General features: G+C 66.4%; 18 protein-coding genes and 1 tRNA gene. 11 read left to right on the top strand and 8 right to left on the bottom strand.

The annotated features are described in order from the left end of the window. The first annotated feature begins 176 nt into the window (after nt 1–176). Nucleotides 177–1,001: a nucleotidyltransferase gene (locus ACZ48Z_RS37710; protein WP_468740411.1), complete on the top strand. Its 825-nt coding sequence runs from the start codon at nt 177–179 to the stop codon at nt 999–1,001. Here the strand turns inward: ACZ48Z_RS37710 and ACZ48Z_RS37705 are convergent. From ACZ48Z_RS37705 to ACZ48Z_RS37690, 4 genes are all read right to left on the bottom strand, one after another. Next, nucleotides 994–1,824, bottom strand: coding sequence for an MBL fold metallo-hydrolase (locus tag ACZ48Z_RS37705; protein ID WP_468740410.1), 831 nt, complete (start codon nt 1,822–1,824; stop codon nt 994–996). The two genes, ACZ48Z_RS37710 and ACZ48Z_RS37705, sit on opposite strands and share 8 nt — an antisense overlap. After that, nucleotides 1,821–2,687, bottom strand: a complete 867-nt coding sequence (locus ACZ48Z_RS37700; protein ID WP_468740409.1) for an NUDIX hydrolase — start codon at nt 2,685–2,687, stop codon at nt 1,821–1,823. Before ACZ48Z_RS37700 ends, ACZ48Z_RS37705 begins: the two co-directional genes overlap by 4 nt. A gap of 541 nt (nt 2,688–3,228) precedes the next feature. Then, nucleotides 3,229–3,696, bottom strand: coding sequence for a RidA family protein (locus tag ACZ48Z_RS37695; protein WP_468740408.1), 468 nt, complete (start codon nt 3,694–3,696; stop codon nt 3,229–3,231). Next, complete coding sequence (locus ACZ48Z_RS37690) at nt 3,693–3,857, bottom strand: DUF4177 domain-containing protein (RefSeq protein ID WP_389103235.1); 165 nt, start codon at nt 3,855–3,857, stop codon at nt 3,693–3,695. Before ACZ48Z_RS37690 ends, ACZ48Z_RS37695 begins: the two co-directional genes overlap by 4 nt. Before the next feature lie 150 nt (nt 3,858–4,007). Here ACZ48Z_RS37690 and bagA point away from each other — a divergent pair, with 150 nt between their 5' ends. Then, a complete protein-coding gene (gene bagA / locus ACZ48Z_RS37685) occupies nt 4,008–4,985 on the top strand; it encodes an ATPase BagA (RefSeq protein ID WP_468740407.1) in 978 nt (325 codons plus the stop codon). Then, nucleotides 4,982–6,418 (top strand): ATPase BagB, encoded by a 1,437-nt coding sequence (bagB, locus tag ACZ48Z_RS37680; RefSeq protein ID WP_468740406.1) that lies wholly within the window; start codon nt 4,982–4,984, stop codon nt 6,416–6,418. Before bagA ends, bagB begins: the two co-directional genes overlap by 4 nt. A 17-nt stretch (nt 6,419–6,435) precedes the next feature. Here bagB and wblA read toward each other — a convergent pair whose 3' ends face one another. Beyond that, nucleotides 6,436–6,774 carry a transcriptional regulator WblA gene (gene wblA, locus ACZ48Z_RS37675; protein WP_328749084.1) on the bottom strand — a complete coding sequence of 113 codons (339 nt, stop codon included), beginning with the start codon at nt 6,772–6,774 and terminating at the stop codon, nt 6,436–6,438. A gap of 527 nt (nt 6,775–7,301) precedes the next feature. Here wblA and ACZ48Z_RS37670 point away from each other — a divergent pair. Continuing rightward, the gene (locus tag ACZ48Z_RS37670; protein WP_468740405.1) at nt 7,302–9,584 is read left to right on the top strand and encodes a transglycosylase domain-containing protein; all 2,283 of its coding nucleotides are present in this window, start codon (nt 7,302–7,304) and stop codon (nt 9,582–9,584) included. Between the two features lie 121 nt (nt 9,585–9,705). Here ACZ48Z_RS37670 and ACZ48Z_RS37665 read toward each other — a convergent pair whose 3' ends face one another. After that, complete coding sequence (locus ACZ48Z_RS37665) at nt 9,706–10,170, bottom strand: GatB/YqeY domain-containing protein (protein ID WP_468740404.1); 465 nt, start codon at nt 10,168–10,170, stop codon at nt 9,706–9,708. Nucleotides 10,171–10,283: 113 nt separating this feature from the next. Here ACZ48Z_RS37665 and ACZ48Z_RS37660 point away from each other — a divergent pair, with 113 nt between their 5' ends. The 4 genes from ACZ48Z_RS37660 to ACZ48Z_RS37645 all read left to right on the top strand — a co-directional run bounded on the left by ACZ48Z_RS37660 (nt 10,284) and on the right by ACZ48Z_RS37645 (nt 14,708). Beyond that, nucleotides 10,284–11,213: a metallophosphoesterase gene (locus ACZ48Z_RS37660; RefSeq protein ID WP_468740403.1), complete on the top strand. Its 930-nt coding sequence runs from the start codon at nt 10,284–10,286 to the stop codon at nt 11,211–11,213. A 236-nt stretch (nt 11,214–11,449) separates the two neighbouring features. Further along, on the top strand, nt 11,450–12,235 hold the full coding sequence (locus ACZ48Z_RS37655; RefSeq protein ID WP_468740402.1) for a Pr6Pr family membrane protein: 786 nt from the start codon (nt 11,450–11,452) through the stop codon (nt 12,233–12,235). 40 nt (nt 12,236–12,275) lie between these two features. Then, nucleotides 12,276–12,349: transfer RNA gene (locus ACZ48Z_RS37650), tRNA-Pro, on the top strand. A gap of 595 nt (nt 12,350–12,944) precedes the next feature. Next, nucleotides 12,945–14,708: a DUF262 domain-containing protein gene (locus tag ACZ48Z_RS37645; protein WP_468740401.1), complete on the top strand. Its 1,764-nt coding sequence runs from the start codon at nt 12,945–12,947 to the stop codon at nt 14,706–14,708. Nucleotides 14,709–14,896: 188 nt separating this feature from the next. Here ACZ48Z_RS37645 and ACZ48Z_RS37640 read toward each other — a convergent pair whose 3' ends face one another. After that, complete coding sequence (locus tag ACZ48Z_RS37640) at nt 14,897–16,408, bottom strand: LacI family DNA-binding transcriptional regulator (RefSeq protein WP_468740424.1); 1,512 nt, start codon at nt 16,406–16,408, stop codon at nt 14,897–14,899. A 100-nt stretch (nt 16,409–16,508) separates the two neighbouring features. On the opposite strand from ACZ48Z_RS37640, the gene ACZ48Z_RS37635 reads away from it, so the two are divergent. Both ACZ48Z_RS37635 and ACZ48Z_RS37630 read left to right on the top strand, forming a co-directional pair. Then, on the top strand, nt 16,509–16,634 hold the full coding sequence (locus tag ACZ48Z_RS37635) for a hypothetical protein (protein ID WP_468740400.1): 126 nt from the start codon (nt 16,509–16,511) through the stop codon (nt 16,632–16,634). Nucleotides 16,635–16,792: 158 nt separating this feature from the next. After that, nucleotides 16,793–18,040 (top strand): XRE family transcriptional regulator, encoded by a 1,248-nt coding sequence (locus ACZ48Z_RS37630; protein ID WP_468740399.1) that lies wholly within the window; start codon nt 16,793–16,795, stop codon nt 18,038–18,040. Between the two features lie 645 nt (nt 18,041–18,685). Here the strand turns inward: ACZ48Z_RS37630 and ACZ48Z_RS37625 are convergent. Beyond that, nucleotides 18,686–18,919 carry a helix-turn-helix domain-containing protein gene (locus ACZ48Z_RS37625; RefSeq protein ID WP_468740398.1) on the bottom strand — a complete coding sequence of 78 codons (234 nt, stop codon included), beginning with the start codon at nt 18,917–18,919 and terminating at the stop codon, nt 18,686–18,688. Nucleotides 18,920–19,269: 350 nt separating this feature from the next. Between ACZ48Z_RS37625 and ACZ48Z_RS37620 the strand changes: the two genes are divergently transcribed. Then, entirely contained in the window at nt 19,270–20,049 is a 780-nt protein-coding gene (locus ACZ48Z_RS37620) for a hypothetical protein (protein WP_468740397.1), read from the top strand. The last annotated feature ends 757 nt before the right edge of the window (nt 20,050–20,806 follow it).

The following is a 20,806-nucleotide window of genomic DNA, read 5'->3' as shown; positions in this document are numbered from 1 at the left end:
GGCGGGGCCCTTCGCGTACGACCGCGGGTGGGTTCTCCGATGCCTCAGTAGGCACACACAGGCACACGCGCAGTCTCCCCGTCCCCTCGGCGGTGCTGATCACGTTCGGCCCCACACGGCCCGCCCAGGGCCGTAAATGACCTGACCCCGGGCCCGCTCCCGGGCACAGTGATCCCATGGCCTCCGAACCCGTTCGCCCCGTCGCCTCCAGAGGACTCGACACCCAGGGCTTCATCGAGCGTGAAGGTTCCCTCGGGAGGATCCCCCGCCCCTTCCGCCCGGTCGTCGCAGCTGCCCGGGACCGGGTGCTCGACCTGTTCGGACCGCGGCTGCACAGCGCCTACCTGTACGGCTCGATCCCGCGCGGCACCGCGCGCGTGGGCCGCAGCGACCTCGACCTCCTGCTCGCCCTGCGGGACGAACCGACCGACGCGGACCGGGAGGGCGTACGGGCGCTCGACGAGGCGCTCGACAAGGAGTTCCCGCAGATCGACGGCGTCGGAACGCTGCTGTACGGCCGCGGGCTGCTGCTGAGCGAGCTGGAACGCCACGACATGGGCTGGTTCGTGGCGTGTCTGTGCACCCCGCTGCTCGGCGAGGACCTGGCCGAGTACCTGCCCCGCTACCGCCCCGACTCGCTGCTCGCCCGCGAGACGAACGGCGGCCTCGCCCTCCTGCTGCCCCGCTGGCGCGAGCGGATCGCCGCGGCGGACTCCGACGGGATGCGGCGCCCTCTGGTCCGCTTCATGTCACGCCACCTGGTCCGCACCGCGTTCACCCTGGTCATGCCCCGCTGGAACGGCTGGACGAGCGACCTGGGCGAGATGGCGGAGATCTTCGCCGGGTACTACCCGCAGCGCGCCGACGAGCTGCGGGCGGCGGCCGTTCTGGGCCTCGCCCCGACCGCCGACCCGGCCGTACTGCGGAGGTACGTCGACGACCTGGGTCCGTGGCTGGCGGACGAGTACACGCGTGTGCACGGCACGAAAGCGCCTAGATGAGCCCGTGCTCCTCCAGGTACTCCAGCTGCGCCCGTACCGACAGCTCGGCGGCCGGCCACAGTGAGCGGTCCACATCCGCGTACACACGTTCCACGACGGCCTCGGGCGCCCGGTAGCCGTTCTCCACGGCCGTCTCGACCTGGGCGAGCCGGTGGGCGCGGTGCGCGAGATAGAACTCGACGGCCCCCTGGGCGTCCTCCAGGACGGGCCCGTGGCCGGGCAGGACCGTGTGGACGCCGTCGTCGACCGTCAGCGACCTCAGCCGCCGCAGCGAGTCCAGGTAGTCGCCCAGACGGCCGTCCGGGTGGGCCACCACGGTCGTCCCGCGCCCCAGGACGGTGTCACCGGTCAGGACGGCCTGATCGGCCGGGAGATGGAAGCACAGCGAGTCGGCGGTGTGCCCGGGCGTCGGCACGACCCTCAGCTCCAGCCCCCCGACGTTCACCACGTCCCCGGCGCCCAGGCCCTCCTCCCCCAGCCGCAGCGCCGGGTCCAGGGCCCGCACCGCGGTGCCGGTCAGTGCGGCGAAGCGGGCGGCGCCCTCGGCGTGGTCGGGGTGGCCGTGGGTGAGCAGCGTGAGGGCGACCCGCTTGCCGGCCGCCTCGGCGGTGTCGACGACGGCACGGAGGTGCCCCTCGTCGAGCGGGCCGGGGTCCACGACCACGGCGAGCCCGGAGCCGGGCTCCGACAGGATCCAGGTGTTGGTGCCGTCCAGGGTCATCGCGGAGGCGTTGGGCGCGAGGACGTTGACGGCCCGTGCGGTGGCGGGGCCCGTGAGGACCCCGCCCCGTGGCCGGCCGGGGAGGGCTGCGGCGTCGGTCATGCGGAGGCTCCACCGGTCGGGATGTGTTTGGTGAACTCGTCGTGTCCCGGCCAGGAAAGCACGATCTCGTCGTCCACCAGCCGGGCCCGCGCGAGGACGGGGGTCAGGTCGCGGTCGGCGGCGGCGGCGAGCGCGTCGGCGGCGCCGTAGGCGGTGAGCTGCCGCAGGGTGGCGATGGTGGGCGGCATCATCAGCAGCTCGCCCTTGTCGTAGCCCTCCGCCGCCTCCCCGGGCCGGATCCACACCGTGCGGTCGGCCTCGGTGGAGGCGTTGCGGGTGCGCTGTCCCTCCGGGAGGGCGGCGACGAAGAACCACGTGTCATAGCGACGGGGTTCGAACTCGGGCGTGATCCAGCGTGTCCAGGCCCCGAGCAGATCCGACCGCAGGACGAGCCCCCGGCGCTCCAGGAACTCGGCGAAGGAGAGCTCCCGGGCGACGAGAGCGGCACGGTCGGCCTCCCATTCGGGGCCCGTGGTGTCCCCGACCACCGAATCGGACGTCGGCCCGGCGAGCAGGACGCCCGCCTCCTCGTAGGTCTCCCGGACGGCCGCGCACACGATCGCCTGCGCCATGGTCCCGTCCACCCCGAGCCGAGTCGCCCACCACGCGCGTGTGGGGCCGGCCCAGCGGATCTGGTGCTCGTCGTCACGGGGATCGACACCGCCGCCGGGATAGGCGTACGCGCCTCCCGCGAAAGCCATGGATGCACGTCTGCGCAACATGTGCACGACGGTCCCGGTCGCCGTGTCCTTCAGCAGCATCACGGTGGCCGCACGCCTCGGCACGGCCGGCTGGAGCGTGCCGTCCGCGAGCGCGCGGATACGGTCCGGCCACTCCGCTGGGTACCACTGCCCGTTTGCCATGGGCGGAGGCTAACTCGTGTGCTGCAGATGTTCGAGAGCCGGGCGCGTCAGGCGGTGACCTGGTCGCGCGGTTCCCCGCGCCCCTCGGGAGGTGCAGTCGCCCGCGTACGGCACGGCGGCCGTGCCACATGATGCCGTCCGGCGACTGCGGGCCCGTCGTGGCCGGTCGCGCAGTTCCCCGAGCCCCTGAGTGGGGACGGTGAACGCACCTTGGACACGCACGGCCCCCGCGCCTCTGAGTGGGGACGGTGAACGCACCTTTGGACGCGTACGGCGTGAAGGGGCCGGGGTGGGGGGTGCCCGCCCGCAGCGTCCGGCGTCCGTTGTCCAGAACTGTCGAAGCAACAGCACCCGCCGGACCGAGGACGGACACCCCCCACCCCGGCCCCGACCCACAACACACCGCACGCGCTACACAAACCCCCACCGAACCGAAACAGGCCGCCGCAGGCATCAGGGGCGCGGGGAACTGCGCAAAAACGCCCGCCCCCACCGCCCCGCAGCCAAACAACACCCCCAGCCGCCCAGCCGCCGCACGGCACTACGCCCCGGTAAGTTCCACCTGCACCTCAACCTCGACCGGCGCGTCCAACGGCAGCACCGCGACACCCACCGCGCTCCGCGCGTGCACGCCCTTGACGCCGAGCACCTCGCCCAGCAGCTCACTCGCGCCGTTGATCACACCCGGCTGGCCCGTGAAGTCCGGGGCCGACGCCACGAATCCCACGACCTTCACCACACGCGCGATCCGGTCCAGGTCGCCCGCGACCGACTTCACCGCCGCCAGCGCGTTCAGCGCGCAGGTACGGGCCAGCGCCTTCGCCTCGTCGGCCGTGACCTCCGCGCCCACCTTGCCGGTGACCGGAAGCTTGCCGTCGACCATGGGCAGCTGGCCCGAGGTGTACACGTACGCCCCCGACTGCACGGCCGGCTGATATGCGGCCAACGGCGGCACGACCTCCGGCAGCGTCAGCCCGAGCTCCGCGAGGCGCTCCTCCACCGCGCTCACGCCGCCCGCTCCCGCTTCAGGTAGGCCACCAGCTGCTCGGGGTTGTTCGGCCCGGGCACGACCTGCACGAGCTCCCAGCCGTCCTCGCCCCAGGTGTCAAGGATCTGCTTCGTGGCATGGACGAGCAGCGGCACGGTCGCGTATTCCCACTTCTTGGTCATGCGGCCGACTTTAGCCGCTGCCCGACCAGGGCCCGCCGCCCGGCCGTGAGCCGCCGCGCTGGCCAGGAATCGCCGTTCACCCACAGTCCGTACCCGCGTTATCCACAGCCTCCTGCTTAGGTTCGCCGCCGACTGGTTACGCTCGAATACGTGAGCAGGCTCCAGGTCGTCAGCGGCAAGGGCGGGACCGGTAAGACCACGGTCGCCGCAGCCCTAGCGCTGGCCCTCGCCACCGAGGGGAAGCGGACGCTTCTCGTCGAGGTAGAGGGCCGCCAGGGAATCGCGCAGCTCTTCGAAACGGAGACGCTGCCCTATGAGGAGCGGAAGATCGCCGTCGCTCCGGGGGGCGGGGAGGTGTACGCCCTCGCCATCGACCCCGAACTGGCCCTTCTGGACTACCTCCAGATGTTCTACAAACTGGGCGGAGCGGGACGCGCCCTGAAGAAGCTCGGCGCGATCGACTTCGCCACCACCATCGCGCCCGGCCTCAGAGACGTCCTTCTGACCGGCAAGGCCTGCGAGGCGGTCCGCCGCAAGGACAAGTCCGGCCGCTTCACCTACGACTACGTCGTGATGGACGCGCCCCCCACCGGCCGTATCACCCGCTTCCTGAACGTCAACGACGAGGTCGCCGGGCTGGCCAAGATCGGCCCGATACACAATCAGGCACAGGCCGTGATGCGGGTGCTGAAGTCCCCGGAGACCGCCGTCCACCTGGTGACCCTCCTGGAGGAGATGCCCGTCCAGGAGACCGCGGACGGCATCGCCGAACTCCGGGCCGCCCGCCTGCCCGTGGGACGGATCGTCGTGAACATGGTGCGCCCGGAGGTGTTGGACGGCACAGATCTGGAACTCGTACGGGCCACCCCGCGTGCGGCCGTGGCGAAGTCGCTGTCCTCGGCCGGCCTCGGCGGCGCCCGCCGCGGGGGCAACGCCGAGAAGCTGGTCGGCCCGCTGGTCCGGCAGGCCGAGGAGTACGCCGAGCGGTACGAGCTGGAGCACGAACAGCGCGCGGTCCTAGGCGAACTGGGGTTGCCGCTGCACGAACTGCCCTTGCTGGCCGAGGGCATGGACCTGGCGGGTCTGTACGAACTGGCCACCGAGCTGCGGAAGCAGGGGATGTCATGAGCCCGGACGCCGACCGGCACAACCGACCCTCCCAGAATCCGCGCCCGGACCGCCCCCACCGCATCTCCCCCGCACCCGTGCTCGACCTCGACCCCCTGATCGACGACCCGGGGACCCGCATCGTGGTGTGCTGCGGCTCGGGCGGCGTCGGCAAGACCACGACCGCTGCCGCCCTCGGCCTGCGCGCCGCCGAGCGGGGCCGCAAGGTCGTCGTCCTCACCATCGACCCGGCCCGGCGCCTGGCCCAGTCCATGGGCATCGACTCGCTCGACAACACCCCGCGCCGTGTGAAGGGCGTCGACGGCGAGGGCGAGCTGCACGCGATGATGCTCGACATGAAGCGCACCTTCGACGAGGTCGTCGAGGCGCACGCGGACGCCGAGCGGGCGGCCGCGATTCTGGGCAACCCGTTCTACCAGTCGCTTTCGGCGGGCTTCGCGGGCACGCAGGAGTACATGGCGATGGAGAAGCTCGGGCAGTTGCGGGCCCGGGACGAGTGGGACCTGATCGTCGTGGACACGCCCCCGTCCCGCTCGGCGCTGGACTTCCTGGACGCCCCGAAGCGACTCGGGTCCTTCCTCGACGGACGGCTCATCCGGCTGCTCACCGCCCCGGCCAAGCTCGGCGGCCGCGCGGGCATGAAGTTCCTGAACGTCGGGATGTCGATGATGACCGGCACCATCGGCAAGCTGCTGGGCGGCCAACTCCTCAAGGACGTCCAGACGTTCGTCGCCGCCATGGACACGACCTTCGGCGGTTTCCGCACCCGCGCGGACGCCACGTACAAGCTGCTCCAGGCTCCCGGGACGGCGTTCCTCGTGGTGGCGGCCCCGGAGCGGGACGCGCTGCGTGAGGCCGCGTACTTCGTGGAGCGGCTGGCCGCGGAGGACATGCCGTTCGCGGGGCTGGTGCTCAACCGGGTCCACGGCAGCGGCGCCGCCCGGCTCTCGGCCGAGCGGGCGCTCGCCGCCGCGGAAAATCTCGAAGCTGTGGAAAATCTCGAGGCCGTGGAAAATCTTGAAGAGCCCCGCATTGTCGATCAGGAGGGCGGGAAAGCTGGACTTCGTAACTCTCCCGACACGTACGGCAGTTCAGAATCTCCCGCTTCCGAAGCACCGGCTCCTGACGAAGGCTCCCCCGCCGACTCGGAGAACACCGTCTCGGAGCGCACGGACAAGGAGCGGTCCGCCGACCCCGGTGACCGGTCCGTCGACCAACTCACCGCAGGCCTGTTGAGACTGCATGCCGACCGTATGCATCTGCTCTCCCGCGAGCAGCGCACACGTGACCGCTTCACCGCGCTCCACCCGGAGGTGCCGGTGGCCGAAGTGGCCGCGCTGCCCGGCGACGTGCACGACCTCGCGGGGCTGCGGGACATCGGAAGCCGGCTCGCGGCCGGACAGCCGGAGCTGCCCGAGTCTGCCGGGGACTGAACCGGGGGGTGCCCCCCTCAGCTCACCGCCAAGTAGTTCTCGTACACCTCGTCGTCGTCGAGGGGCAGGATGCCGACCCCTCGCTCGTACTCGACGCGCGCGGTCTCCAGGAGCCGCCGCCACGAGGTGACCGTTGGACGCCTGCGCAGCAGTGCGCGGCGCTCGCGCTCCGTCATGCCTCCCCACACGCCGAACTCGACGTGGTTGTCCAGCGCATCGGCGAGGCACTCCGTGCGCACCGGACATCCGGTGCACACTGCCTTCGCCCGGTTCTGCGCTGCTCCTTGAACGAACAGTTCATCCGGATCGGTAGTGCGGCAGGCCGCCTGCGCACTCCAGTCGACTACCCAGCCCATACCGGCGCCGTCCTCTCCCGAATCGAGGCTCCCCCACGGCGGCAGCGGCATATTCACCGCTGCCAGTTGAGGACGTTACGGAAGGCAGGCACAGCGCAACACCCCCTTCGGGCCCAATCTTGAATGGCCCGAACGGACTATGCGTAAGCGGCAGATCACCCGGGGGAGTGAGCCCGCGACATACATGACTATCCCGGCAAACCGGGATACTTGTCTTGCGTCACAACGGGCACCTGGTGACACACAAGGCGGATTCGGACACGACCCCACCAAAAAAATGAGGAACGACCGCAACGATTCGGGGTCGGCGGACGTATTGATACGTAGCCCTACTGCTGTGACAGTTGAGAGCAGCTTAGGCCAAGGCCTGTGCGCGTGTCCGGTGAATGAGAAGGTAGGGCGCTCCTGTCGTCATGCCCGCTCCGAGCCGTCCTGCCACCGCTCCGACGCCCTGGTGCCCGCTTCCGTCGCCGTGCCGTGACATGGGCTCCCTCGGAACCCTCATGAGTACGGATTAGGCTGCCCCTATGTCGAAGAAGCGCTCGGGTGGCGGTCTGTCGCCCACGCAGCAGGCCGCGAAGTTCCTCGGAGTCAGTGTTCTCGCGGGAGCGGTGATGGCCGGCATCGCGTTGCCCGCGGCGGGCGCGCTCGGGCTCGCCGCCAAGGGGTCGGTGGAGAGTTTCGACGAACTCCCGACCAACCTGAAGACGCCGCCGCTGAGTCAGCGCACCACGATCCTCGACAGCGAGGGCGGCACCATCGCCACGGTGTACTCGCGCGACCGCACGGTGGTCGACCTCAAGAACATCTCGCCGTACATGCAGAAGGCGATCGTCGCGATCGAGGACTCGCGCTTCTACCAGCACGGCGCGGTCGACCTGAAGGGCGTCCTGCGCGCGCTGAACAAGAACGCGCAGAGCGGCGGCGTCTCGGAGGGCGCCTCCACGCTGACGCAGCAGCTCGTGAAGAACGTCGCGGTGGAGGAGGCCGGTGACGACCCGACGAAGGTCGCCGAGGCCACCCAGCAAACCATCGGCCGCAAGATCCGCGAGCTGAAGTACGCGATCCAGCTCGAAGAGGAACTCGGCAAGAAGAAGATCCTCGAGAACTACCTCAACATCACCTTCTTCGGCCAGCAGGCCTACGGCGTCGAGGCCGCCTCCCAGCGCTACTTCTCCCAGCACGCCAAGAACCTCAGCCTCCAGCAGGCGGCGCTGCTCGCGGGCATCGTCCAGTCCCCGAGCCGCTACGACCCGGTCAACGACGAGGCCGAGGCCACCAAGCGGCGCAACATCGTGCTCCAGCGCATGGCCGAGGTCGGCGACGTCTCCCAGGCCGAGGCCGACAAGGCCAAGGAGGCCCCCCTGGGTCTCAAGGTCAGCAAGCCCAAGAACGGCTGCATCACGGCGGTCAAGGGTGCGGGCTTCTTCTGCGACTACGTCCGTGAGGTCTTCCTGACCGACCCGGTCTTCGGCAAGACCAAGGAGGCCCGGGCCAAGGTCTGGAACCAGGGCGGCCTGACGATCCGGACCACGATGGACCCGCAGGCCCAGAAGTCGGCGCAGAACTCCATCAAGGAGCACGTCTACCAGAAGGACGACGTGGCCACCGCGGCCACCATCGTCCAGCCCGGCACCGGCAAGATCCTGGCGATGGGCCAGTCGCGGCCGTACGGCATCAACACCAAGAAGAACGAGACGACGCTCAACCTCTCGGTCAACGCGGCCATGGGCGGCGGCGCGGGCTATCAGCCCGGTTCGACGTTCAAGCCGATCGTGGCCGCGGCCGCCATCGAGGGCGGTACGCCGGCGACGCAGATGTACCCCTCGCCGTACGAGATGGACTATCCGGCCCCGGTCCAGGAGTGCAACGGCAAGGTCTGGAACGAGAAGGGCGTCTCGGTCTCCAACGAGAACGAGTCCGAGGTCGGCCCGTACGACATGAAGACCGCGACCGCGAAGTCGGTCAACACCTACTACGTGCAGCTGATCAGCGACATCGGCATCTGCCCGGTGACGGAGATGGCCGCCAAGATGGGCGTCGAGCGCGCCGATGGCGGCAAGATCCAGCAAGCCCCGTCGATCGCCCTGGGCACCCAGGAGATGTCCCCGCTGACCATGGCGAACGCGTACGCGACCTTCGCCTCGCGCGGGATGTACTGCACCCCGGTCGCCATCGAGTCGATCACCCAGCGGGTCGGCGAGAAGTCGAAGTCCCTACAGGTTCCGAAGTCGACCTGCTCGCGGGCGATGTCGGAGACCACCGCGGACACCATCAACACGCTCCTCAAGGGCGTGGTCGAGGACGGCACGGGTACCCAGGCGGGCCTCAGCGGCCGCGCCAGCGCCGGTAAGACCGGTACGACGGACGAGCGGTACGCGGCCTGGTTCGTGGGCTACACCCCGAACATGGCCGGTGCCGTCTGGGTCGGCGACCCCGCGCACAAGCGCAAGATGCAGCAGATCACCATCGGCGGCGTCTGGCACGCCAAGGTGTTCGGCGGTGAGGTCCCCGGACCGATCTGGCGCGACATGATGAGCGGCGCCCTGGAGGGCAAGGACGCCCCGAACTTCACCCTCGTCAACATCCCGGACCCGCCCAAGAAGGAGAAGGGCAACGGGGACGGCAACAACGACGGCGGCAACGGTGACAACGGCGGGAACGACAACGGCGGCACCGATGACGGCGGCAACGACAACGGGGGCAACACCACCTTCCCGACGCCCACCTTCTCGATCCCGGAGAACTTCATCCAGGGCACGACCAACGGGAACACGAACGGAAACGGCAACGGGGGTGGGCGCGGCTGACACGTCGGCCCGGACGCCGTAGACACGTCAGAGCCCCGCCCCGCAGAGATGCGGGGCGGGGCTCTGGTGCGAGGCGCTGCTACGGCTGCCGCCCCGCCACGTACGTGCTGCCTGCTTGGCCTCAGCCGGCCAGGAGCTTCTTCACCACCGCGGCGACCCGGCCGCCCTCCGCCAGACCCGCCACCTTCGGGTTCACGATCTTCATGACGGCGCCCATGGCCCGCGGCCCCTCGGCGCCGGCCGCCTTCGCCTCCTCGACGGCCTGGACGACGATGGTGTGCAGCTCGTCGTCGCCGAGCGGCTTCGGCAGGTAGGTGGCGAGCAGTTCGCCCTCCGCCTTCTCCCGCGCGGCGGACTCGGCACGACCACCCTGCTCGAAGGCGTCCGCGGCCTCGCGGCGCTTCTTCGCCTCCTTGGTGATCACCTTGAGGACCTCGTCGTCGGAGAGCACGCGCTTCTCCTTGCCCGCGACCTCCTCCTTGGTGATCGCGGTGAGCGTCAGCCGGAGCGTCGAGGAGCGGAGCTCGTCGCGCTCCCTGACAGCGGCGGTGAGGTCTTCCTGCAGCTTCGACTTGAGCGTGGTCATGGGTTTGATTGTCGCAGGTGCACGACGGTCGGCGCCCGCGCATTTAGCGAGCGCGGTGGCATCGTCGGCGACCGCCGGGAGTCGGTGTCCGCCGGGTCTGACACGATGGACGTATGCGCGCGCGATACGGAGTTCCCCTGGGAATCGCGGCGGTTGGCGCCGCCGGTCTGCTTTACTCCGCGGGTTTCGAGACCCGCTCCTTCCGTCTGCGACGGGTGACGGTCCCCGTCCTGCCGGCCGGCATGCGCCCGCTGCGGGTGCTCCAGGTCTCCGACATCCACATGGTCGGCGGCCAGCGCAAGAAGCAGCGCTGGCTGCGCTCACTGGCCGGCCTGCGCCCGGACTTCGTGATCAACACCGGTGACAACCTGTCGGACCCGCAGGGCGTGCCGGAGGTGCTGGACGCGCTCGGCCCGCTGATGGAGTTCCCGGGCGCGTACGTCTTCGGCTCCAACGACTACTACGGCCCCTCGTTCCGCAACCCCGCCCGCTACCTGTACGAGAAGGCCCAGGGCCGCCACGGCCTGAACGGCAACGCGCCCGCCGTGGACGTCGTCCACAATCCGTGGGAGGACCTGCGGGACGGCTTCGACGCGGCGGGCTGGCAGAACCTCACGAACACGCGGGGCATGCTGAAGATCGAGGGCGCGTCGGTGGAGCTGACCGGCCTGGACGACCCGCACATCAAGCGGGACCGGTACACGGAGGTGGCCGGCGGCCCGTCCGGCGCCGCGGACTTCTCGATGGGCGTGGTGCACGCCCCGTACCTCCGCGCCCTGGACGCCTTCACCGCGGACGACTATCAGCTGATCCTGGCCGGCCACACCCACGGCGGCCAGCTCTGCCTCCCCTTCTACGGCGCGTTCGTGACGAACTGCGATCTGGACACCGACCGCGTGAAGGGCCTGTCCACGCACACGGCGGAGGGCAGGACGTCGTATCTGCACGTGTCGGCGGGCTGCGGCGCGAACCGCTACACACCGGTGAGGTTCGCGTGCCCGCCGGAGGTGACGTTGCTGACGCTGGTGGAGCGGGGGGTGTAGGGGGTTCGCGCGCGGGCGGGTGTAGGGGTTTCGCACACGGGCGGTGCAGGGGATGCGCACGCTGGCGGTGTAGGGGTTTCGCGCGCCGGCACCTCCTTGTTCCCTTGCCTGCTGGGCGTTCGGCGTCTTCGCTCCGGTGACCTTCACTCTGGTGACCGTCGTGCGGGGGAAGGGGGGATTAACCCGCACGGCCCGCCCGTATCGCCCCTTTTGTCGGTCCTGCCTAGCGTGAGGGCATGACCGCGCCGATACCCAGGGACATCCCGGACCTCCCCGCAGTGCCGGGCATGCCCACATTCCTGCCCTGCCCCGTCCCCGCCAGGGCGGTGGTGGCTCCCGTACGGCATCCCGTGGCGGCCGCCTACCGCGTACTGGTGGCCATGGCGGCCGCGGCGACCGTGACCGTCGAGGTACTGCAGACCAGCCCGGTCCGCGCTCTGAGCTACTTCTCCGTCCAGAGCGCGATCTTCCTGGCCGCGGTGCTCCTGCTCTCGGCCCGCCGAGCCTGGACCGCCCGCCACCCCCTGCCGTCGGCCCTGACCGGCGCGGCTCTCCTCTACTCCACGATCACCGCCCTGGTGTACCACCTGCTCCTGGCTAACGCGTCGAGCCCGTTCTCCCTGACGGGGACAGCGGCCGCCCCGACGGGCTGGCACGCGGTGACCGCCCATGTCCTGCACACGGCGATCCCCGCGGCGGCGGTCCTGGACTGGCTGCTCCTCACACCCCCCGGCCGCCTGCACCTGCGCCGGGCGGCGACCTGGATGCTGTACCCCCTGGCCTACCTGGTGTTCTCCTTCACCCGAGGCGAACTGATCCCTCCGGGCACCGGCGGCCGCTATCTCTACCCCTTCCTGGACGTCGACCTCCACGGCTACAAGAGCGTCCTGGGCAACGCCCTCCTACTCGGCCTCGCCTTCTACGCCCTCGCGATCGTGCTGGTCGCCCTCGACCACGCCCGCCCGAACCCCATCCGTCACCGCCCCAAAACCGGATTTCGTCTCCAGCCACCGGTGGGCTAAAGTAAACGACGTCGCCGCGGCTAGCAGCAGCAGCGACAATCGGGGTGTAGCGCAGCTTGGCAGCGCGCTTCGTTCGGGACGAAGAGGTCGTGGGTTCAAATCCCGCCACCCCGACAGCTGAAACACCAGGTCAGGCCCGGTTTCCACAAAAGGAAACCGGGCCTGACTCGTTACCCGGGGGCGCTTGGGGAGCGACTGGGGAGTGGATCATGGAGATCTCGCTCCGGGGAGTGACAGGGAGCTTCGCCTTCCGGGCGGGACGGGACGCGCGCCCACAGCCTGAGAGCTGTTACGAGTTTCTACTTCATCAAGGGCGGCTCGCCCCGCTCCCTGGGCCGCCGCTCCGGTCTCCGTCCCGCCTCCGCCCGGCCGGGCCAGCAGCTCGATCTCACGGTTCGCGCAGTCACACATCACTCCGCGACTGATCCCGAAACCGGCGAGCTGCGCAAGAGTGCCGCTCCTCCGTAGGTACACCATCACTGCAAGCGACCGCTGGCGAGGCGGAAGTTCGCGCAAATGGTCACTCGCGTGGATGACGATCCGTATCGTGATGGCTCAACGACCTCGTGCGAGGCATCGAGTGCGCCAGGATAGGTAACCAACTAGGGCTTCGTGCCGGCAAGTTGTGGGGTATAACGCCGGACTCAACAGCTAGGAATTCCTGTCCGTAGAATGCCGAGCATCAGTAGTCACCAAAAGGGGATAAGAGTTGACATTCGATGCGGTTCAACGCACCATTGGGGAGATCGTTCTTATCGGGGAGCATGTTGTCCCTCGCTACCAAAGGCCGTACGCGTGGGACGACGAGAATGTATTGGATCTCTGGAATGACCTAAGGGATAATCCAGAAGGACATTTCCTCGGTAACATGGTCGTACATCCCTCAGGTAGCGACAGCTGGGACCTCGTTGATGGCCAGCAGCGGCTCACGACTGTGCTTATCGCGATCAGGGCAATCAAAGACGCGTACGAAAAAATCGGCGAGCAGGGAAGGGCGCAAGGACTGGCCAATTATTTGCAGCGCGTCGACTTGTCCGGCAAACCCACCTTCCGTCTTAAGTATCGAGCCGAATCTGGATTTCTACACCTAAGCCTATTCTCGGAACCTGAATCTACAATCCGGCAGGCAGATCCGAAAAGCAACGCAGACAAAGCACAGTATTCCGCCTACGAAATTTTCGCGAAAAACATCGAGGCAGAAGTAGATAAGTCGACAGGCCCTGATGTAGAAACTATCGACGCGATCCGCGATCGATTTATCCGCTCAACTGTGGTCTACGTACGAGTTGATGATCGTCAGGACGCATTTAGAATCTTTGAGACTCTTAATGATCGCGGAAAGAGTCTGAATCAAGTTGATTTGGTGAAGAACCAAGTAATCTCATCTATTCCGGCAACGGCGGCCCAGGAAGAAGAGCGCCTCTGGGTAAAAAGTGTGGGCGAAATTGAATCCATTTCTTGGTCGAAGATCAAGGTGGAGGATTTCCTGGGTTATCTTTGGAACTCAACTTCGCACCAGCAAGACGACGAGATCGTCGCAGTGAATAGGATTCGTCGATCTGTTGATGCATTCATGCGTAGTAGAACAAACGTAGAGCAGGGTGCGCGTGATTTTATCCGTCTCTTCAGTGAGACGGCAGAGATCTTCAAGGAGTTCGACGAGTGCCTCGCATCCCCCAATGGAAAGCATTGGGCAAGTGTGGTTCCCGCAGGACGTTGGCGGCCCGACCGGTATGCAGCCGTCGACCACTCCCTGTATGGCTGCCTGGTACCGGGATCAAATCTGCCGTTGAATCTTCTCTTCTCCTTGCTTCGGAACTACATCCATGGCCCCCGTGGCACGATTTCTAACGCTCGGTTGGTCGACTTCCTGAGGGCAATCGAGAATCTGCAATTCAGATGGTCTATTTCCCAACGCCCTTCCACTTCAACAATCCGTCGAGCATACCGGCGGGCGGCCTATTCGGTGGATTCTTCAACTACAGCAAACGACATAGTCAAGGCTCTTCAGCAATTCAAGCGTGACGCGAATTCCCTCATGCCCACCGATGCGCAGTTTAAAGACGGACTTAAGAAGCTAACGTACTTTACTCGGCGACCGCAAGATGTTCATCGTGTTCGGTATACGCTAGAGAAGATTGATGAATTCTGGGGCTCGTCAAAACTCTCACGCAATCAAGTTGTAACCCTTGAGCATATTGAGCCTCAGGGAGCCAAGTCAATCAATTCCAACCAGAATTTCTGGGTGGGGAAGCTAGGCAATCTCATGCTCCTACCCATGGAGGTTAACAGCGCGCTACCTTCCGCTTTCTCGGGGAAGGCGCCCAAGCTGGCACAGTGGGTAAATAGTAAAGATCTCATTCTACAAAAGCAGATCGATCTGGGCACATGGGGTAATACAGTCGCGAATAGGCGCATGGAGGAGCTACTTGATGCGGCTATCTCTGTTTGGCCGAAAGTAATGAAGATTTAGGGTTTGCCCAGAAGTTCCCACATACAGGTGACTGGCGCACTGCCACAAGTTACTTCGGGACGAAGAGTTCGAAGCTGTAACACCAGGACAGGGTCGATCTTCCGTCAAGGAAGACCGACCCTGATTCGTTGTATGGGGTCTCTGTGGAGGCAACGGGGAGTGAATCAAGAGTATGCACTCCCCATCCGTCAATCCTGACGACCACCCAGCACGGCATCGAGCGCACGCACCGGAGATCGCGGATGCATGGACGCCCGTGCGTTCAACGACTCCTCCCATTGTTCGGTCAGCCCGTCCATGAGTCGGTTCCTCATTCGCGCCGTGATGTGCGAGTAGCGGGCTTGCACCGAGCCATCCTCGTGTCCCATCCGTTCATCCATGAGTTTGGGCGGGATCCCGAGTTCCTCCATGACCGTCTTGTGGGAGTGTCTGAGCCCATGCGGTGTGAGGCCACGTGCGATTGGCAGCCAGCAAGCGTCGGCACGGCCCGAGGCATTCCGGCCCCGCGCCGGCACTCCTGGCCAGGGGTGCGCCATCACGGGTACGGGGCGAGCCTCCTGCGGAGCCTTCTTCGGGTACCACCCCGTCGTGGCCGGATGAAACAGCCAGGTCGCGAAACCGGTACGACGCCAGTGCGCGGCCGTCTCTCCCGTCTGACCCGCACGGACGTAGCCGAGTTCCGCGATCGCTGTTTCCACCCTGATCCGCGTTCGCTCCGCGACCGTATCCGGGCGGTTCAGCACGTTCGAGACCGTTGCGGCAGAGACTTCGGCGCGGCGGGCGACGTCGACCAGCTTTGCGCCGACGTGCCGGGCAGCGCCGTTGGCGGGACCGTTGCCCCGGAACACGTAGGTGTGCTCGTGGCACGGGCAGGGTGCCGACTCGGTCCGGGCGATATGGCCTGCGACAAGGGCAGACAGCCACTTTGGCGTGTCGATGGTCCGGTATGAGTCGTCCTTGGGCGGGCAGCGCTCGAACTCCCCCGAGTCGAGTTCGTAAAGCTGCCACTCCACCCGCACCGACGCGGAGCGGACGAACTTGCGCTCCAGGCCGACGATTTCGCCCCATCGCATGCCGGTGTAGCCCTTCAAGACCACGGCTACGAATTCGTCGTCACGGCCGGACAGCAGCGAAGCGCGCTCGGCTGTCAGCAGGATTCCGAGAGCGTCGGTCACCACCTTCTCGGGGCCGCGGTTCCGAGAGCGTCCGGCGCGCTTGCCTCGGCCGCGCCGCTTGGCTGCCGGGTTGGAATCGCGAAGTCCTTCATCCACGGCATCGGCGAGGATGAGGTGCAGCGTGCCGTGCCAGGTCTTCACGCTCGACGCGGCGTAGAGCGTCCGCTCCTTCTTCTCCCAGGCGCCGACGTCCGTGGGCTGGATATCGGCGATGGCCTTGTCCTCGAAGGCAGGGAGGAGGTGTTCCTCGATGTGCCGCTTGTAGTTCTGCATGGTCGATGCGGCCAACTCCTGTGCCGCATACCAGCGGTTCACGTACGCGCCGAAGGTCTCCTTCCCTGCATTCGGGTCGCGATAGCCGACCTCTCGGACCTTGGCCTCCGCATCGTTCGCTGCCTTCGCGGCCTCGCGCTTGGTGGCGAATCTGATCGTGGCACCGTTGGCGTCCTCCACAGTTCGGAGCACACCCGGTGCAATCCAGTACCGGCCTCGGTAGTAATCGGCGCGCTTCTCGCCGTAGCCCATGGTTACCTCTCGCAACAAGCAAGGGGTGGAGACCATGGCTGGCCTCCACCCCTAGTGATCAGTTCTTCTCATTGTTTCGGCCGGGAACCTCGGTAACTTCGTGAGTGACGGGGCTTCCGCCAGCAACGACGTGCACGACGACATCAAGGAAATCCGCTCCCAGATTCAGGCGTTGGCTGAACGGGTCGCAGCGCTCGAAGAACGCTCCGCCCTGGGTGGTGTGTGATCTGCAACCAGCATGCGAGGAACGGAAGGTGTGACGTAAGTGACAGCCAGGGGACGGCGAGGCGGGGGTGGGGACATGTCCAGTGACACCCCTGTGTCCCCTTCCCTGTCCCCCCGGCCGGCGCGCGAGACTCGGAGTAGGCACTCAGAGGAGGGCGCATGACCGACGACAGGCCCGCATGGGCGCGACGCATCGCGGCTGAACGGATGGCTCGCGACTGGTCGCAGCGCGACGCGGTCAGGGCTATGCGGGCGCACGCTCCCACGGAGCTGCCCGCGGAAGACAGCATGATTCGCCAGTGGAAGCGCTGGGAGTCAGGCCAGATGCCGAACGACTTCTACCAACCGATCATTGCGGCCCTCTTCGGCACGGTGACGCACGCGCTCTTCCCTGCGCCCTCACGGCGAGACGGGGATGGGGAGATCCTGGCAGCCTCCGGCATGGAGACGCTGGAGATCGTGAGCCGTCTCAACCGATCCGACGTCGACAACGCCACCCTCGATGCTTTGCGGATCACAGCAGACCGGCTCTCCTCGGAGTACCCGTTCATGCCGAGCGAACAGCTCCTCATCGAGGGGCGCCAGTGGCTCCGCCGTGTCGTTGACCTCCACAAGAAGAGCCTCACGCTCGCGCAGCATCGCGAGGTTCTCGCGCTATCCGGTTGGCTCGCGCTACTAGTCGGCTGCGTCGAGTACGACACAGGCGACCGTCATGCAGCCGAGTCGACCCGACAGGCCGCACTCTCACTCGCAACCGAGGCTGACCATGCGGAGGTGGCCGGGTGGGCGCACGAGATGCGGGCATGGTTCGCCCTCACGACCGGCGACTACCGCGGCGTCATCGCGGCAGCGCGGGCCGGAGCCGAGACGGCGGCGCACCACGGCGTGGCCGTGCAGCTCGCGGGCCAGGAAGCCAAGGCGTGGGCGCGGCTCGGAGACCGCCGGCAAGTTGAGGTAGCGCTGGATAAGGGACGGCGACTGCTCGAAGCGATGCCATACCCGGAGAACCTGGATAACCACTTCGTGGTGGACCCGGCCAAGTTCGACTTCTACGCGATGGACTGCTACCGCCTAGTCGGCGAGGACAAGCTTGCGCGCACGCTCGCCGAAGAGGTACTGAGGGCAGGGACGGACTTCGACGGCACCGAGCGCTCGCCTATGCGGAACGCTGAAGCCCGCGTCACGTTGGGCGTCACAGCGGCACGTGAGGGCGACTTGGAACAGGCACTCATCATGGGCGACCGGGCCCTCGAAGGGGACCGCCAGTCGGTGCCGTCGCTCATCATGACCAGCCGCGAACTTGCTGCCGAGATGCGGCGCCGGTACAACTCCGAACCGGCAGCACAGGCCTACCTCGGACGACTTCACGCGCTGGGACAGGAGAAACCCGGTTTCATGCCACGATGAACCTCAGCGCAAGAATCCAGCCCGGGGCTACGCCCCGGGTTGTTCCTTTGGGAGGCGCTGTCGCGACCTCCACGTCTCAGCGCACGCCTTGGCGCCCCCGCGGAGTGCCCCGCACGCCCTCCTCAGGCACGGTCGCCATCGATAGCGTCGGAACTTCACCAACGCAAGGGGGACGATGATGAGCCTTACGGCCAGGGTGCGGAGCAGGCTGACGGGGACTGTGGCGGCATTTGTTCTGCTGGCGGGAGCACTTGTCGGGGCGTCGGCAACCCCGGCATCTGCGGCCGTGACCGAACACTGTCAAAACAACAAAGCCGAGGCGCGAGCCTGGGCTGCAAACGGACAGTTCGAAACCCACGGCACAAACGCGTGGTACGTCTCGCTATGGGTACCTGCACCTGGAGGTGGCTTCATCAGGAAGCAGTACCTTAACAAGGTAGAGCTCCGGTACAACCGTCCATCGCGCTGTGTCTGGGGGCTCTGGAACGGGGCCAGCAGCTCGCGAGTATATCTGGACTTCAGTTATGACGGCGGTCAGAACTGGTACGGCCCGTACGGACGGTCGAACAATGCGCCTTCGGCTTACACCGGGACGTTCGACGACCGGCGCCACCTCGCCCGCGCATGCGTACAGGTGAGCGGCGTCTACCACTGCACCAACCCGGGCTGGTAGTTACTCATGAGCGCGTCGCGCACGGCTGGAACGTCGTCCTGCTGCCGCTCGTCCTCCATGAGCACGGTCTGCCCGAGCAGGTCCCCGAGAGGCACGCGCAGGATTCGCGACAGCTCCGCGAGCATGTCGATCCGGGGAGACTTCCGGCGCCCCGTCTCGATCTTCGCCAACCAGTCGGTGCTACGCCCGACCAGGCCGGCGAGCACCTCTTGCGGACGGTTCAGCCCAAGTTCGAACCCTGGCGCCGCCACAGGGGAACCAAGGGGCCCGCACGGCGACGTGACCTCACGCGCCGAAGAGTCGTTCAGGAAGGGCTAGCGTGCTGGCAACCAGGCGCTTGAGCTCAGTTGGCTCCGGACGGCAAGGGCAATGGCAGGCTCGTTCTAGCGATCTTCTCCAACTGCCCGAGGGTCGGGAGCAGGCCCCGGAACGGGAAATAGGAGCATCGCGCGGCCAGGGTGGTTCTCGTGGCGAATGTGACCCGCGACAGCGCCAAGTCAATATCGGGGTCGCACGCAGGCTTTCGGTAGCGCTCGGGTAGCAGGATGATGCCGACATGCTGGTCAACCTCTTGCCCGGCCTCCGGGAACTGCGCACCCCTCTCGCCACCGGCATACTTTGGATGCTGGCGGCTTGGGTTCTCATCGGTGATCGAATTCCGGACGAGAATGAAGCGACTGGGCTGCTACAACGTTCCTACGCCCTCGGTAGTCAGTTGGGGCAACCCGTTGCGATGGCAACACTAGTGTTCACTGCGTATTTGATCGGTTCTGTGCTCGCGATATCCAGTAATTCGATGGCGCGAATAATTCGACCTTATAGAATAAAAAGGGGTTTGGGTCGCCAGCCGTGGAATCGACACCTAATCAGTGGACCGATGTATGGGCAATTGAATAATTTCGTTTCCGCGGTTGATCCTCGGATTGATGATTCCCCTTTGGAGGGGAATTCAGGGCCGTTGGCGCACGAGATACTAAAGGAGCTTAACCAGTTGCGAACACGCCTGCATGCGGCCAGTGGAGAACTTTACGGGGACCACGATCGGTTGGATTCTGAGGCTGATCTTCGCGTGAATGTTGGCATAGGAATGGCATCGCTCTTTGTGTCTGCGAGCGCCACGGCCAGCCCGTGGTTCCTGTTGGGGCTTAGCGTGTCTATTGCGCTCCTGATCCGAGGGGTAGAGCGCGCCCGCGAAGCGAACGATGTGATTATTCAAGCATTGCTAACGGAGTTAATTAAATCCGCTGTCGTAGCCAGGCTAATCGAGCAGCGAGCGGCACGGACAGAAAAGGGGAGGTCGTTCATCGGTGGAGCGAGGCGACGGTGGCAACGTTGACGAGACTGTCGCAGACGGTGGGCAGAGCCCGCTGTGAATCGGCTAGTTCACGCCGCCGGTTAGACCCCCGTTGGGCGTGGTCTCATTCTTGGTCTCTATTGCTGCCAGTTCCACGACCATCCGCTCATGCCTGGAAGGGTCCGGAACCCTCTCTGAGCTGCCACGTAGGGCGGTTCTTGGACGACCCTGGACATCCCCAGACCAAGATCGAACAACTCGTAATGCGTAGGTCTAGTACGGACCTCACCTCAGGTTGAGCCCCGGGGAGTGAACGGGGAGTGGATCAAGGAAATCATGCCGCGCGGCGCCTAGGCTGACCAACGCACACCAATGCCCTGACCTGCCCATATGTTCAGCGGTCCTGGTCAGCGATCTTTCCGCACATTATTCGGGACGAAGAGGTCGTGGGTTCAAATCCCGCCACCCCGACAGCGGTAACACCAGGTGAGGCACCTAGGAACGTTCCTAGGTGCCTCACCTGTTTCTGCGTGCGTGTCTATCTGCGTGACTAACGCTTCGGATCCCGCTTGAAGATGCCGTCCATGACCACGGCGCCGGTCTGGATCACGGTCCGGATCTGCTTCAGGTAAACCTCCTCGGTGACCGCTGTTCCAGAGTGCCCGACGAGCCGGGAGATCTCCTCCAGCGGGACGCCACGATCGGGTCTGATGCAGGTTCGGGTGACAGGTCAGGTCCGGTCACGCGGCCCGGAGGGCCAGCGTGGTCATGACGGTCTCGAATTCGACGGGGGTCAGTC

This window comes from Streptomyces sp. NPDC031225, from assembly GCF_055570355.1.
The sequence above is the reverse complement of the archived record's forward strand: the minus strand, read 5'-3'. Positions and strand labels throughout refer to the sequence as shown.